The sequence below is a fragment of the Pandoraea faecigallinarum genome (genome assembly GCF_001029105.3).
In the GTDB taxonomy this organism is placed as follows: domain Bacteria; phylum Pseudomonadota; class Gammaproteobacteria; order Burkholderiales; family Burkholderiaceae; genus Pandoraea; species Pandoraea faecigallinarum.
On record NZ_CP011807.3, the window covers coordinates 1,945,655 to 1,961,089 of the forward strand.

At 63.0% G+C, this 15,435-nt stretch carries 12 protein-coding genes and 1 other RNA gene; 9 read left to right on the forward strand and 4 right to left on the reverse strand.

Translation table 11 applies throughout. The features are described 5' to 3' along the window. The first annotated feature begins 5 nt into the window (after positions 1–5). The 3 genes from AB870_RS08735 to AB870_RS08745 all read left to right on the forward strand — a co-directional run bounded on the left by AB870_RS08735 (position 6) and on the right by AB870_RS08745 (position 3,695). Positions 6–1,079 carry an ABC transporter permease gene (locus AB870_RS08735; RefSeq protein WP_047907695.1) on the forward strand — a complete coding sequence of 358 codons (1,074 nt, stop codon included), beginning with the start codon at positions 6–8 and terminating at the stop codon, positions 1,077–1,079. After that, positions 1,076–2,671 (forward strand): ABC transporter ATP-binding protein, encoded by a 1,596-nt coding sequence (locus tag AB870_RS08740; protein ID WP_047907696.1) that lies wholly within the window; start codon positions 1,076–1,078, stop codon positions 2,669–2,671. Before AB870_RS08735 ends, AB870_RS08740 begins: the two co-directional genes overlap by 4 nt. Positions 2,672–2,993: 322 nt before the next feature. Further along, the gene (locus AB870_RS08745) at positions 2,994–3,695 is read left to right on the forward strand and encodes a C40 family peptidase (RefSeq protein WP_053059638.1); all 702 of its coding nucleotides are present in this window, start codon (positions 2,994–2,996) and stop codon (positions 3,693–3,695) included. Between the two features lie 99 nt (positions 3,696–3,794). Here AB870_RS08745 and AB870_RS08750 read toward each other — a convergent pair whose 3' ends face one another. Next, positions 3,795–4,853 (reverse strand): patatin-like phospholipase family protein, encoded by a 1,059-nt coding sequence (locus tag AB870_RS08750; protein ID WP_418304002.1) that lies wholly within the window; start codon positions 4,851–4,853, stop codon positions 3,795–3,797. A 512-nt stretch (positions 4,854–5,365) separates the two neighbouring features. Between AB870_RS08750 and AB870_RS08755 the strand changes: the two genes are divergently transcribed. Then, a complete protein-coding gene (locus AB870_RS08755; protein WP_047907697.1) occupies positions 5,366–6,418 on the forward strand; it encodes a Fe(3+) ABC transporter substrate-binding protein in 1,053 nt (350 codons plus the stop codon). 154 nt (positions 6,419–6,572) lie between these two features. Here the strand turns inward: AB870_RS08755 and AB870_RS08760 are convergent, their stop codons facing one another. The 3 genes from AB870_RS08760 to trxA all read right to left on the reverse strand — a co-directional run bounded on the left by AB870_RS08760 (position 6,573) and on the right by trxA (position 9,624). Further along, on the reverse strand, positions 6,573–7,586 hold the full coding sequence (locus tag AB870_RS08760; RefSeq protein WP_047907698.1) for a tetratricopeptide repeat protein: 1,014 nt from the start codon (positions 7,584–7,586) through the stop codon (positions 6,573–6,575). A gap of 258 nt (positions 7,587–7,844) precedes the next feature. After that, positions 7,845–9,107, reverse strand: coding sequence for a transcription termination factor Rho (rho, locus tag AB870_RS08765; RefSeq protein WP_039399112.1), 1,263 nt, complete (start codon positions 9,105–9,107; stop codon positions 7,845–7,847). A gap of 190 nt (positions 9,108–9,297) precedes the next feature. Further along, a complete protein-coding gene (gene trxA / locus AB870_RS08770; protein WP_047907699.1) occupies positions 9,298–9,624 on the reverse strand; it encodes a thioredoxin TrxA in 327 nt (108 codons plus the stop codon). Between the two features lie 302 nt (positions 9,625–9,926). On the opposite strand from trxA, the gene ffs reads away from it, so the two are divergent. The 5 genes from ffs to AB870_RS08795 all read left to right on the forward strand — a co-directional run bounded on the left by ffs (position 9,927) and on the right by AB870_RS08795 (position 14,994). Continuing rightward, positions 9,927–10,025: signal recognition particle sRNA small type (gene ffs / locus AB870_RS08775), an RNA gene on the forward strand. Positions 10,026–10,345: 320 nt separating this feature from the next. Beyond that, positions 10,346–12,286: a DNA polymerase III subunit gamma/tau gene (gene dnaX, locus AB870_RS08780; RefSeq protein WP_047909000.1), complete on the forward strand. Its 1,941-nt coding sequence runs from the start codon at positions 10,346–10,348 to the stop codon at positions 12,284–12,286. Between the two features lie 135 nt (positions 12,287–12,421). Further along, complete coding sequence (locus AB870_RS08785; RefSeq protein ID WP_047907700.1) at positions 12,422–12,748, forward strand: YbaB/EbfC family nucleoid-associated protein; 327 nt, start codon at positions 12,422–12,424, stop codon at positions 12,746–12,748. A gap of 34 nt (positions 12,749–12,782) precedes the next feature. Continuing rightward, entirely contained in the window at positions 12,783–13,385 is a 603-nt protein-coding gene (gene recR / locus AB870_RS08790; protein ID WP_047907701.1) for a recombination mediator RecR, read from the forward strand. 250 nt (positions 13,386–13,635) lie between these two features. After that, positions 13,636–14,994 (forward strand): sigma-54 dependent transcriptional regulator, encoded by a 1,359-nt coding sequence (locus AB870_RS08795; RefSeq protein WP_047907702.1) that lies wholly within the window; start codon positions 13,636–13,638, stop codon positions 14,992–14,994. Positions 14,995–15,435: the final 441 nt, after the last annotated feature.

Here is a 15,435-nt window from a genome sequence, read left to right on the forward strand (position 1 = left end):
CACGCATGTCTTCCCATGCCGCCTCGCGCGCCGCGCGCTCGCCCCGGTGGCGTGTCTGGCGGCGTTTTCGCAGCCACCGCCTCGGTTACTGGAGCCTGGTCGCCTTCGTCGTGCTGTTCGGCGTCAGTCTCTTCGCCGAGGTTATCGCCAACGACAAGCCGTGGGTCGTTCGCTACGAAGGGCAATGGTATTTCCCGTTCGTGAAGACGTACCCCGAATCGACCTTCGGCGGCGACTTCCCCACGCCGACGGATTACCTCGACCCGTTCATCGAAGACCGGATTCGCTCGGGCGAGAACTTCGCGATCTATCCGCCGGTGCGCTACCGCTACGACACCATCAACTATTTCGCCAAGGTGCCGAATCCGGCGTCGCCGTCGTCGGAGAACTGGCTGGGCACGGACGACCGCGGTCGCGACGTGTTCGCGCGCCTGCTCTACGGCTTCCGGTTATCGGTGATCTTCGCGCTCGCGCTCACCGTCTCCGGCACGCTGCTCGGCATGATTGCGGGCGCCGTGCAGGGTTTCTACGGCGGACGCATCGATCTCACCTTGCAGCGGCTCATCGAGATATGGGGTTCGTTGCCGGAGCTGTATCTGCTGATCATTTTCGCGTCGATCTTCGAGCCGCATCTGTGGCTGTTGTTCGTGCTGCTCTCGCTGTTCGGCTGGATCGGGTTGTCCGATTACGTACGCGCCGAATTCCTGCGCAACCGTCAACTGGATTACGTGCGTGCCGCGCGCGCGATGGGCCTGTCGAACTGGCAGATCATCCGGCGCCACGTGCTGCCCAACAGCATGACGCCTGTCATCACATTCCTGCCGTTTCGCATGAGCGGGGCGATTCTGGCGCTCACCAGTCTCGACTTTCTCGGGCTGGGGGTGCCGCCGCCCACGCCGAGTCTCGGCGAATTGCTCAACCAGGGGAAGGCAAATCTGGACGCATGGTGGATTTCGCTGGCAACGTTCGTCGTGCTGGTGCTCACGCTTTTGCTGCTGACGTTCATGGGTGACGCCTTGCGCAATGCACTCGATACGCGTGTCGCGGATAAGCAGGCTGCGGCCGGGGGGGCGATGTGAACGCGCCGTTGCTCAGTATCGATCGTCTTTCGGTGCGCTTTGGCGATACCGAGGCGGTGAAGGACGTGAGTCTGGCCATCGGGCGCGGCGAACGGGTTGCGCTCGTCGGCGAGTCGGGGTCGGGCAAGAGCGTGACGGCGCTCGCCATTCTGCGCCTGTTGCAGGACGCCGAGATTCAGGGACGCATCGTGCTCGATGGCGTGGATCTGGCGGCGCTCGGCGAGCGCGAGATGCGCGGACTGCGCGGTAACGACGTTGCCATGATTTTTCAGGAGCCGATGACCGCGCTCAATCCGCTCTATCCGATCGGCGAGCAGATTGCCGAAGCGCTGGAACTGCACGAAGGGCTGTCGAAAAAAGATGCCAGACTGCGCGCCGTTGAGTTGTTGCGCCGCACGGGCATTCCGGAGCCGGAGCGCCGCGTATCGCACTTCCCGCACGAATTGTCGGGCGGACAGCGACAACGGGCCATGATCGCGATGGCGCTCGCCTGTCGTCCCAAGTTGCTGCTGGCCGACGAGCCGACGACCGCACTCGACGTCACCATTCGCGCGCAGATCATCGAGCTGCTGCTCGAATTGCAGCGCGACGCCGCCGAGAAGCGCGGTATGGCGGTGTTGCTCATCACGCACGATCTGAATTTGGTACGGCGCTTCGCCCAGCGCGTTGCGGTAATGGAAAAGGGCGTGCTCGTCGAGTGTGCCGATACCGAGACGCTGTTCGCGAATCCGCAGCATCCCTACACGCGCAAGCTGATCGACAGCCGGCCGCTTCGCGAGGTTCATCCCGTTTTGCCGATCGCACCGGTGCTGCTCGAAGGGCGGGGGGTGACCGTGGACTACGCGACGGCGCAACCCGGCCTGCGCGGCTGGTTCCGGCGTGGCCGGTTCCGCGCCGTGCATCCGGTCGATCTGGCGCTACGTCAGGGGGAAACGCTGGGCGTGGTGGGCGAGTCCGGTTCGGGCAAGACGACGCTCGCGATGGCGATGCTCGGCCTTCAGCACACCAGCGCCGGACAGATCGAGTTTCAGGGCGAGCCGCTCGGGTCGTATCGCGGCGCGGCGCGGCGCACGCTGCGCTCACGCATGCAGATCGTCTTTCAGGATCCGTTCGGATCGTTGTCGCCGCGGATGACCATCGAGGAGATCGTGGGCGAAGGGCTGGCGCTGCATCGTCCGCAATTGAGCGAGGACGAGCGCCGTACGCGCGTTGCCGAGGTCTTGCGCGAGGTCGGTATCGATGCCCGTGCGATGTCGCGCTACCCCCACGAATTCTCCGGCGGTCAACGGCAACGGATTGCGATTGCGCGTGCGCTAGTAGTGGATCCGCAAATCCTCGTGCTCGACGAGCCGACCAGCGCGCTCGACGTCTCGATTCAGCAGCAGGTGCTCCACCTGCTGGCCCAATTGCAGATCAAGTACAACCTGAGTTATCTGTTCATCAGCCACGATCTCGCCGTCATGCGGGCGATGGCACACCGGGTTTTGGTGTTCAAAGACGGCCATCTCGTGGAGCAGGGCGATACGGAGTCGGTATTTTTTGATCCGCAAAACGAGTACACCCGAGAGCTTGTCGCGGCAGCCATGCTGTAGGTCGGTGACATCGCAGTGAAACATCATATAACGTCGCGGAACATCGGCTAAATCGCAAGGGCTTGATTGTTAATGAAAATTTTCTGGTTGTGGCAATTGTTTTTTTCTATTACCTTTTGACATCATGTGACGTTCACATTACTATCGCGTACCAATTAAGTTGATTATTCAACGAGTTAACCGGCCGGAGCATAGGCCGGTTCAGAGAACAGGTTCGGCGGTGGGTCTGCCGGGCGTGACTCGACGGTTTTCAACACGGCAGCATCCTGTTGCACCTGGCGAGCTACTCATCGGCCATCCGACTCAACCAACCCGGCGACCAATGCAGACGAAACCTACGCGCACCCGCAAGACTCTCCTTCTCGCGTTCACCGCCGCCGGCCTCGTCACCGCTTCGTTGGCGGCCAGGGCCGACGACTACAACAATGGCCCGACCGCTGCCGCCCGTGCAGCCGCTGCGGCCAATCAGGCAAGCAACGCTTCCCAGAACACTGCCAATGTCGCCACGGTGGCCGGCGACGCCGCTCAGCCTGCCGTCGAAGAGTCGCGCGTGCAACGTGCGCAGAAGCTGCTCTCGAACGTCACGGACAAGGCATCCGACGTCGTCCTCGGCGCGCTGAATTACATCGGCGTGCGGTACAAGTACGGCGGCAACACGCCGGATAGCGGTCTGGATTGCAGCGGCTTCGTGCGCTATGTGTTCCAGGACACGCTTAACTTCATGCTGCCGCGCCGCTCGGAAGAAATGAGTCAGGTGGGTGAGCGTATCGCCAAGACCGATCTGAAGCCGGGCGATCTGGTGTTCTTCAACACCATGCGTCGCAGCTTCTCGCACGTGGGTATCTATATTGGTGGCGACAAGTTCGTGCATGCGCCTGCCACCGGCGGCAAGATCCGCGTGGAAGACCTGCGCGAATCGTACTGGTCGGCCCGCTACAACGGCGCTCGCCGTGTCGAGACGCTCAAGGCCAGCGCGGAACTTACGCGTGTCGAACAGCTCTTCAAGAACGATCACCCGATGTAAGTCGCCCATGCTCGCGAAGTTGGCGGGCCAGGGTGCAGAGCAAGATGCCGCCCACTGGGCGGCATTTTTGTTGGTGCGTCTCGCGACGAGGGGATGCGCTCAGCGGGCCGCTTGCGTCGCGCCGCGTGTGGTGCCCGTCTGCGCATCGGCGAGTTTGCGCTGAATCTCCGGCCACATTCCGGCGACGGCTTCCTCGCCCGCCAGAATCGCGCGATTGCGCCCCTGGAAATCCGATGCGCCCATTTTCGCCAGCGACGGACGAATCACGATGTCGGCATTCTTTTCCAGTTCGTACTGCTTGATCGACTGTCCCATGATCGTGAAGGTCTGCATCAGGATGTCGAACTGGCCTTGCGTTGCCTGCGCCGTCGGGTTGGCCGAGATGTCGACGGCGATCACGAAGTCCGCCCCCATCTGCCGCGCATATTCGGCCGGCACCGGCGCGACGAGGCCGCCGTCGACGTAATCGCGACCGCCGATGTGAACGGGCTCGAACACGCCCGGCACGCTGCTCGATGCCCGCACTGCCTGCCCGGTATTGCCGCGACGGAACAGGATCGGCGCCCCGCTTTGCAGGTCTGTGGCCACAATGCCCAACTGGCGCGGCATCTGCTCGATCGTACGGTCCTTGAGCACCTTGTTGACGTACGACTGAAGGGCCTCGCCGCGCAACATGCCGCGTGAGCGGAAGGGCATGGTCCAGTCGCTGATCGACGCTTCGTCCATCGTCGAGGCCAGGCGATTGAGCTGGAAGCCGTTCAGTCCGGAGGCGTACATTGCCCCCACCACGCTGCCCGCACTGGTGCCCACGACGATATCGGCATGAATGCCGCGCGCCTCCAGCGCCTTGATCACACCCACGTGTGCAAAGCCACGTGCGGCGCCGCCTCCCAGCGCGAGACCGATTTTCAGCGGACGCACCACCTTGGGCGGGGGCACCGGCATGGCGGGCGCTTGTGCGACGGGCGGCTGCGTGGATGACGTGACCGGCGCGTTGGCTTGCGAGTCGGAGGGTGGGGCGCTCGCACACCCGGCAAGCACGGCGGCCATTGCTGCGGCAGCGAGCATCGCGCGGGTCGTGCCGGACAGAGGCCTCGAGGGGCGGTGCTTCGATGCGGCGCGAGGGGGGGCGGACGCGAGGGGGGTATCGGCGGCCATCGCGGCAACGGCGCGACGCAGAGTTTGAATCAACGACAACAAGGGGATACTCCGGCAGGGCAGGACAGACGCTTGCGGCACCGTTAATCGGTCGGATGGGAAGGCCAGCGGGCGTCGACGCGCAATTTTACGGCGATTGGAGCGGTACCGATACAAATCGGTTCACTTTTCGAGGGTGCCATCGGTGTGCGGCGACCCGATGTGGAACCTTTGATGGGATGTCTCGTCTTATCTGCCGCAACCCGCGCGACGTTGGAAGACGTCGCCTGGCCCATCCGGCCCACCCTTCGGGCGGCGCACCGAAATGCGCTGTAACCGCCTGCAACCCGCTGCGACCGATTGACGTGTGAAGCCGCCCACCGCCGGCGCGTCTGCGTTCCTTCGCTCTCCTGGCGCCGCCGTTCCCGATAGTGAACATGTGAATCAACGCGAATGGGAATCATTTGCGTTGATACGTATTTTTCATTATGCTGTTCTCCTCTACGAAACCATGATTGCGAGGGGAACGGCCCATGAAGGCAAAGACGATCGGCAAACTGGCGCGACTGACGGTGCTCGGCGCGACGCTGGCCGCAGCATTTGGTGCGCAGGCGGACAGTGGCGTGCTGAACTTGTATTCGGCGCGTCACTATCAGACCGACGAGCAGTTGTACGGCACGTTCACCAGGCAGACCGGTATCAAGATCAATCGCATCGAAGCCGATGACGCGGCACTGCTGGAACGGCTGAAGAGCGAAGGTGCGAAAAGCCCGGCCGACGTCATTCTGATGGTCGACGCGGCGCGTCTGGCCAAGGCCGACGAAGCGGGGCTGTTCCAGCCGACAAGATCCGCCACGCTCGACGCGCGGATTCCTGCCAAGCTGCATTCGGCCGGTACGAAGGCCGGCACGGACTGGTACGGCTTTTCGACGCGCGCCCGCGTGATCGTCTACAACAAGGACAAGGTTGATCCGAAGACGGTGCAGACGTACGCGTCGCTTGCCGATCCGTCGCACAAGGGGCAGGTCTGCACGCGCTCGGGCTCGCATCCGTACATGCTTTCGCTGGTCGGGGCGCTCATTGGCCGTGAAGGCGCACAAGCCACGCAGAAGTGGGCAGAAGGCATGGTGGCGAACTTCGCGCGTGCGCCGCGCGGCGGCGACACCGACCAGATCAAGGCCGTGGCGACGGGCGAATGCGGGGTGGCGCTGGCGAACTCGTATTACTACGTGCGCATGGCTCGCTCGGACAAGCCCGAGGACAAGGCGCTGATGTCGAAGGTCGGATTCGTCTGGCCGGATCAGGCGGGCAAGGGCACGCACGTGAACGTGGCAGGGGCCGGCATCGCCAAGCACGCGCCGAACCATGCCAACGCGGTCAAATTCCTGGAGTACCTGGCGAGCGACGAAGCGCAACAATACTTCGCCAATGGCAACAACGAATGGCCGGCGGTGCAGACAACCAAGCTGGACAACCCGGCGCTCACCTCGCTGGGCGAATTCAAGGCGGAGGATGTCTCCATCGGCACCATCGCGAAGAATCTGCCCGAAGCGCAGCGCATTCTGGATCGCGCCGGTTACAAATAAGCCGCATCCGAACGTCGCAGGCGACGCTGCGACGTGAGGCGACATGACGTAAAGCGCCAAGGGCGCCGGAAGTTTCCGGCGCCCTTGGCGTTCGTTTTGCGGATTTGCGTGCTGGCGGCGTGCGGATCGCGCAGCACGTTAATGCCGCATTCGATCAGTCGTCGAGCAGATCGCCTTCCTCGCCCGGTTGATACATGTGGTAATCGCCGGTGGCATAGACCCCCTTGAGCGCCGTCGACGACGCGTCGTCGTTCTCGATCGGATGCGTCTCGGCGATGCGCAGCGATTCGCGCACCTGCGGCGGTTCGCATTCGGCGATCAGACGCAGCGCTTCCGCCTCGTCCTCCGCCACGACATCGTAGGTGGTGACGAACTCGGGCGCCGGACCGTCCGGATCTTCGTCTTCCAACGGTTCATACCATTGGCCTTCGACGATCAGGTGCATCGCGCGGGCTGTTTCCGATGGTTCGTTGCGGGCGGCGCGCAGTGCCCACAGGGCGGCATCGCTCCACTTGTAGCGTTGCACGGCTTCCAATGCCGTCGTGAGGGCCTTGGCATCATCGCCCGCCTGTTGGTACGCATGCGAGAGTTCGGCGAGTACGTCGGCCATCGAGACATTGCTGCCTTCTTCGTCATGCTCCTGTTTGACCAGCGTCTCGTAAGTGGCGATGGCGGCCTTCGGCTCGCCCTGGGCGACGAACAGGTGCATGCGCAGCGCGATGGCATTTTCGATGAAGGCGCGTCCGGCCTGCGCCAGATGCGGGCTTTCGAGCGTGCGATCCAGACGTGCCTGGGCGGCGGCGAAATCGCCCTGACGGGCGAGCGCGTTGGCGTGGTTGAAATCGACGATCACGAGGTCTTCGTCCGGCGCGCAATTGCCGGCGGCCTCGTAGGCCTCGATGGCGGCGGGGAAGCGTCCCAGATCGGAGCGGTAGTTGCCGAGCAATTGCCAGAGCAGCCAGACGCCCGGTGCGTGAGCGACACCGGCTTCGAGCACGGAGACGGCCTGCTCCGTTTCGTCCATGTCGGCATAGGCCATCGCCTGCACCTCATAAGCGCCCGAGTACTGCATCGACTCGAGCCGTTTGCCGATCTCCAGGGCCGTTTCGGGATCGCCGGCTTCCAGATGGGCGAAGGCTTCCGCCATCAATTCGTCTTTCTCGGACATTGCAATTTCTCCTTCGGGAACCGCTTTGGGGGAAGGCGTACCGGCCTCGCGTGCGCGGCGCAGGGCCATGGCGCGAACCGGTATCGTCCCATCATATAACAGGCATCGTGACAGCCAGCATCGCCGCAGAACGATCGGCGCTCGGCGGTGGGAAGGGCATGACGAGGGGAGGGGGCACCGCTTGCGCGATGCAATGAAAAAGCCGCGACGGGTCGTCGCGGCTTTTTTCTCGTGATGCGCGGGGCGGAATCGGTGCGATCAGCCGCCGCGGCGCATCAGGTCGAAGAACTCGGCGTTGTTCTTCGTCTGCTTGATCTTGCCAAGCAGGAATTCCATCGCTTCGGCTTCGTCCATATCGTAGATGAGTTTGCGCAGCACCCAGATCTTCTGGAGGATTTCCGGCTTGATGAGCAATTCTTCGCGACGCGTGCCCGACTTGTTCAGGTTGATCGACGGGTAGACGCGCTTCTCCGCGAGACGGCGCTCCAGGTGCACTTCCATGTTGCCAGTGCCCTTGAATTCTTCGTAGATCACGTCGTCCATGCGGCTGCCGGTCTCGATCAGTGCCGTGGCAATGATCGTGAGCGAGCCGCCTTCCTCGACGTTGCGCGCCGCGCCGAAGAAGCGCTTCGGGCGTTGCAGGGCGTTGGCGTCCACACCGCCGGTGAGCACCTTGCCCGAAGCCGGGATCACCGTGTTGTAGGCGCGGGCCAGACGTGTGATCGAGTCCAGCAGAATCACCACGTCTTCTTTCATTTCGATCAGGCGCTTGGCCTTCTCGATTACCATTTCGGCGACCTGGACGTGGCGCGTGGCCGGTTCGTCGAAGGTCGATGCGATGACCTCGCCGCGCACCGAGCGCTGCATTTCCGTCACTTCTTCCGGACGCTCGTCGATGAGCAGCACGAAGAGCTTGGCTTCCGGGTGGTTGGCCGTGATGGCATGCGCGATATGCTGCAACATCACGGTCTTGCCGGATTTCGGCGAGGCGACCAGCAGACCGCGCTGGCCCTTGCCGATCGGGGCGATCATGTCGATGATGCGGCCCGTCACGTTTTCCTCACCGCGAATGTCGCGCTCCAGAAGCAGCGGCTTGTTCGGGTGCAGCGGCGTGAGGTTCTCGAACATGATCTTATGTTTCGAGGCCTCGGGCGGATGACCGTTGACTTTGTCGACCTTCACCAGCGCGAAATAACGCTCGCCGTCCTTCGGCGTGCGCACTTCCCCTTCGATCGTGTCGCCGGTATGCAGGTTGAAACGGCGAATCTGCGACGGGCTGATATAGATATCGTCCGTGCTGGCCAGGTACGACGTTTCAGGCGAGCGCAGGAAACCGAAGCCATCCGGCAGCACTTCGAGCGTACCGTCGCCAAAGATGGTTTCGCCGGACTTTGCGCGCTTCTTCAGAATGGCGAACATCAGCTCCTGCTTGCGAAGGCGGTTCGCGTTCTCGATTTCGAGACCGTTCGCCATTTCTAGCAGCTCGGAGACGTGCTGGGACTTTAGTTCGGATAAATGCATAGGGAGGTGCCGTCCGCCGGACGACAAGTGAAGGATCAGGGAAAAGTGAGCGAACGCTCGAAGAACTTTGGGATGCTTTTGGGCGGATTATATAGCAAGCAGCGTCATGCGCAAGCACTGCGCGGCCCGCCCGGCGCCGGGGTGTCGCACTGTGGCGACAAAGGCCCCGGCACTTGGCATCGACGGCGAATTACAGATTGCCGTCGAGGAACGAGGTCAGTTGCGACTTCGACAGGGCGCCGACCTTCTGGGCTGCCACGGCGCCGTTCTTGAACAGAATCAGCGTCGGAATGCCGCGAATGCCGAACTTGGCCGGCACTTGCTGGTTTTCATCGACGTTGATCTTGGCGATCTGCACCTTTTCGCCGTATTCCTTCGAGACTTCGTCGAGGATCGGGGCGATCATCTTGCACGGGCCGCACCATTCCGCCCAGAAGTCGAGGAGCACCGGCTTGTCGGATTGCAAAACGTCCGCGTCGAAGCTGGCGTCGGAGATGTACTTGATAGATTCGCTCATGAGTATTGTTGCCTCGTCTGACTATTCGGAAACGTCCGATAAAAGTGGCGCCATACGCCGCTTGCTTTCATCGACGCTGGAGAGGCCACCCGGCATCTTCGGGCGTGCATTCTCCATATGGAGGCTGCAATCGCGTGCTTCAATAGCGTTCGCCAATGCAGTTTGTGCTCATCTTAGCGGAAATTGCCGAGGCTTGCGCGCGCTGTCCCCATGGGCGGCGAAGCGCGAGGCGGGGCGTTGCGCCGCACGATCTCGCGCTTCGGGCTTCTGTTGGCGCGTCGACTCTGGTAGAATCTTTCTCTGACGGGCCTCCTCGCATGGTGGCGCGGCCAATCTGGTCAGGTCGGGAACGAAGCAGCCACAGCCGTTTTCTACCAGTGCCGAGGGTCAGGCTCGTCACCTACTTCCTTGTTTTATCGATGTTCTCCGCGCGTTCTGCGCAAACGCTCCCGCCGCTTGAAGCTTTACCGAACCGTCCGCATTGTTGTTCGGCGCGACGCCGTCGTCGCCACTCTCGTTGCGCACACCTTCGTTTTCGCGACCGGGCCCCCCATGTGGTCACGCGTCTCGCGTGGGGCAGGCGGGCTTGGTAGAATCGCGCAACATTTTTTTCTATCGCCCCGATAGCCGGTGGAATCCGGCGGGATTCGGTGCCCGATCGACGTCCGATCGGGCGTTGACATCGGTGCGGAAGCCCAACGCCGAACTGTTACAATTTGGCATGACCTATCAAGTACTCGCGCGCAAATGGCGCCCCAAAGGCTTCTCGACCCTAGTGGGCCAGGAGCATGTCGTGCGTGCGTTGACGCACGCGCTCGAGCAACAGCGCCTGCATCACGCCTATCTGTTTACCGGAACGCGCGGCGTCGGCAAGACGACGCTTTCACGTATTCTGGCCAAGGCGCTCAACTGCGAGACGGGAATTACGGCCGAGCCTTGCGGCGTCTGCAAGGCTTGCCGCGCCATCGACGAAGGGCGCTTCGTCGATTATGTCGAAATGGACGCCGCCTCGAACCGAGGCGTCGACGAAATGACGTCGCTGCTTGAAAAGGCGGTCTACGCACCGGCCGACGCGCGCTTCAAGGTCTACATGATCGACGAGGTGCACATGCTCACGGGCCACGCGTTCAACGCGATGCTCAAGACGCTGGAAGAGCCCCCCGCACACGTCAAATTCATTCTTGCGACGACTGATCCTCAGAAGATTCCGGTCACGGTGCTCTCGCGCTGCCTGCAATTCAATCTGAAGCAGATGCCGGCCGGGCATATCGTGTCGCATCTCACGAACATTCTCGGCGAAGAGGGGATCGAGAACGAGCCGCAGGCGCTGCGCCTGCTGGCCAAGGCAGCGGGCGGCAGTATGCGCGACGCCCTCTCGCTCACGGATCAGGCGATCGCGTATGCCGCCGGACCGCTGACGGAGACGGCCGTGCGCGGCATGCTCGGCGCCATCGACCAGAGCGTGCTCGTGCGCCTGCTCGATGCGCTCAAGGACGAGTCGCGCACCGATTTGCTCGCGATTGCCGACGAAATGGCGGAGCGCAGCTTCTCGTTTGCCGCGGGGTTGCAGGATCTCGGCAGCCTGCTGCACAAAATCGCACTGGCGCAATATGCGCCGCAGGCGGTGTCCGACGACTGGCCGGAAGCGGCCGACGTGCGGCGTCTGGCCGAAGCGCTGTCGCCGGAAGCGGTCCAGCTTTATTACCAGATCGCCACGCGTGCGCGTGGCGAACTCGGCCTGGCCCCGGACGAATACACCGGATTTTCGATGGCGCTCCTGCGCATGGCGGCCTTTACGCCGTTGCTCTCGGGCGGCACGCTGGCCGAGCCGCCCACGCCCCAGGCTGCACGCGCCGGCGTAGTGTCTCCGGTCGCCGGGGCGCCGGCACGCGCGTCGATGGCGGACACCACGCCTCGCACCTCGACCTCGTTTTCCGCGCCTTCTTCGCCGCCGTCTGCTCCGGCTGCGCAGCCCGAAGCGCGCCGTGCCCCGGCTGCACGCTCAAGTGCGCCGACCGATGGCGCGCCAATGTCGCCCGCGCGTGCAGCACTGGCCGCCCTCAATGCCGGACGCAAGGGAACGGCAGGGCGCTCGGCGGGGGGCGCAGGCGCCAATCGCGGCAGTGCCGCCCGCGCGTCCGGCGAAGCACCGGCGGGCGCCGACCCGGAGCCCGAGCCTGCGGGATCTGCCGGGCTCACCGGCGTCACTGGCGCCCCTGATGCCGCCGCCGCCCCGATTGAACCTCCGCGTTCCTGTGTCTACCGCGAAGTCGATGGCATCGCGCCCGTCTTTACCGGTGAATGGCCCGCATTGGCGGCAGCGCTGCCGGCGCGAGGCCTTGCGCAACAACTGGCGTTCCAGAGCGAACTGACGGAAGTCGCAGGGCGCGCGTTGCATATTCGCGTGCCGCTGCGCCAGTTGGCAGATGCCGCAACAGCGGACAAACTGCGCCAGGTGCTCGCCGAGCACTTCGGCGGCGAGGTTCAACTACACGTCGAACTGGGGCAAGTCGGCACGACGGCGGCGTCGCTGGCGGCGCAGGCGGCGGCAGCGCGTCAGCGGGCCGCCGAGCAAGCGATTGCCGACGACCCGCTCGTGCGCGAATTGATCGACGAATTCGACGCCCAGATCCTTCCGGGAAGCATTCGCCCGGTACAATAAGCAGGTTCGCTTTCGTAAAAGGTCCCGAATTTTCGAATTCGTCACCTAAACGTGCGTTTGGCGCGCGTCGCTGTGTGCCGAACGTCGCCTTACGCTGCGCGACTGGCACTTCAAACGATTGACACAGGAGTCAAGATGCTCAAAGGAAACATCGCGGGTCTGATGAAACAGGCCCAGCAAATGCAGGAAAACATGAAGAAGGCGCAGGAACAGTTGGCTCAGATCGAAGTCGAGGGTCAGTCGGGCGCCGGACTCGTGAAAGTGGTGATGACCTGCAAGAACGACGTGCGTCGCGTGACCATCGAGCCGAGCCTGCTGGCCGACGACAAGGACATGCTCGAAGACCTCGTGGCGGCTGCATTCAACGACGCCGTGCGCAAGGCCGAAGCCACCGCGCAGGAAAAGATGGGCGGTCTGACCGCCGGTCTGCCGCTGCCGCCGGGTTTCAAGATGCCGTTCTGACCATTATCCGCCAGCTTCGATAGAAAGACGACGCATGCCCCAGCCCCGGCTCTCGAGCTTGCAGGAACTCGTCGACGCCCTGCGCGCATTGCCGGGCGTCGGGCCGAAATCCGCGCAACGCATCGCTTACCATCTGCTGCAACGCGACCGTAAGGGCGCGGTGCGGCTGGGCGAGGCGCTGGTGCATGCCTCCGAGCAGATTCGCCATTGCGCGCGCTGCAATACGTTTACCGAAGTGGAAGTTTGCGAGACGTGCCTCGACCCCGAGCGCGACACAAGCCTGCTGTGCGTGGTGGAAACGCCCGCCGACCAGAACATGCTTGAGCAGACGATGACCTTCAAAGGCCTTTACTTCGTGCTCATGGGACATCTCTCCCCGCTTGACGGCGTGGGACCCGGCGAAATCCATTTCGAGCAATTGATCCGCCGCGCCACCGACGGTGTGGTCAAGGAAGTGGTGCTTGCCACCAACTTCACGAACGAAGGCGAGGCCACCGCCCATTACATTGGACAGACGCTCAAGGCGCGCGGTTTGCGCGTTAGCCGGCTCGCGCGCGGCGTGCCGGTCGGGGGTGAGCTCGAGTACGTGGATGCGGGCACCATCGCCCGGGCCGTACTCGACAGGCATACGCTCTGAGCATGACGCGGGCGTGATGCCGCGCGCCGTTGCGCGTAGGTACTCGTACTCTCATCCAATCGGATTAGCTGTTATTCGCTATATCTGCGCATATTCCCGTCTTCTAGACTGAACCTGCCGACTTGGGGACCCAACTACAGGGGGAACACCATAACTCCCGAGCGGCGTGGGGCCGTATAGCTGTCGCGCAGAAGCCGGTCGAAGACCAAGAAATCTGCGTGCAGGCACTGCTTAGGCAGGGAGTTAAGGTATGGCTAACGATACCGGGCGCACCCTGATTTACGCTTCCCGAAAGCACAACGACGGTTTGCTGTCGTTCCTGGGAGAGCAAGGCTGGCAAGTGGTGCCGGCCAAGAGCGCCAGCGACGTGGGTCGCATTCTCAATCCGGGGATCACCAGCGCAGCACTCATCGACCTGGCGAGCGGTTACAGCGACCGCGAGATGGGGGCGTTCGAGTCCTGCATGCAGCCAGCAACGGTAGGCTGGGTCGCTGCGACAAATCCTGAACAACTCACGACGACGTCGATCCGCCGGCTGATTCGCGACTATTGCTTCGACTACATCAATGTTCCCTGCACGAACGATCAGCTCGCACACGCGATCGGGCACGCATGGGGCATGGCATCGCTCTCGGAAGTGCCGGTCATCACGCCCCAGGTCGGCGGCGATCAGGAAATGGTCGGCACGTGCGAAGCGATGCAGCAACTCTTTCGCACCATTCGCAAAGTTGCCAATACCGATGCGCCGGTGTTCATCTCGGGCGAGTCGGGCACCGGCAAGGAACTGAGCGCGGTGGCGATCCACGAGCGATCCCTGCGCGCGAAGGGTCCGTTCGTTGCCATCAATTGCGGTGCGATTCCACCACATCTGATGCAGTCCGAACTATTCGGCTACGAACGTGGCGCATTCACGGGGGCGAACGCCCGCAAGATCGGTCGCGTCGAGTCGGCTAACGGCGGCACGCTGTTCCTCGACGAAATCGGCGATCTCCCCATCGAAAGTCAGGCGAGTCTGCTGCGCTTTCTCCAGCAAGGCGCGATCGAGCGGTTGGGCGGTCACGAAGTGATTCCGGTCAACGTGCGCATCATTTCCGCGACGCACGGCGATCTCGAAGCCGCCGTGAAGGAAGGCCGTTTCCGCATGGATCTGTTCCATCGCCTGTGTGTGCTGCGCGTGGACGAACCGCCGCTGCGCGCCCGGGGACAGGACATCGAGATTCTCGCGCACCACGTGCTGCAACGCTTCAAGGGCGACAACCATCGCAAGATCCGCGGTTTCACGCAGTGCGCGGTTCAGGCGATGTACGAATACCACTGGCCGGGCAATGTGCGGGAGCTGATCAACCGCGTACGCCGCGCCATCGTCATGGCCGACAGCCGCATGATTTCGGCCAAGGATCTCGACCTTCTGCCGTGGGTGCCGACACTGGTTCGCACGCTGGAGGAAATTCGCGCGGAGGCCGAACGAACGGCCATCGAGCAGGCGTTGCTGCGCCACTGTCACCGTCTCACGGACGTGGCCGCAGAGTTGGGTATTTCGCGCATCACGCTGTACCGCCTCATGTGCCGGTACGGATTGCGCGGTGACGAATCGGGCGTGCCGGCCTGATATCTTCTGGCGAAGAGAGGGCGACCGTCCTGTGATGAGCAGGGCGGTCGTTTCTTTTTGGGGTCCTGAAGATCGGGGCACCGCTGCGTAGCCGGTATCCTCATGGCAAGCATTTCTCCTGTGCGCCTTGTGCATCCGTGCTTCCCCACAGGCTTGCGATTTTGTACGCATTTGCCCGCATCTTCGTATTTCGCGATTCCTGCCATCGCCAATAACGACGGGCGATTCCGGCCGCTTCTGCGTCCACGCCGAGGTGCGCGTTTCATACGCATTGCGTTATCTCGACTTTCTAAGCATCTGGCAATCGCACGCGCCGTTGCACCGGCCGCGGTACGAGCGGCTGCGCATTGCGCTGCGCAGGCAAATGCACGTCCGCACACATGTGAGGGTTGTCCCGCGGATACATCAAAGATGAAACATCCGGGCGGCGCAACGCCGGCG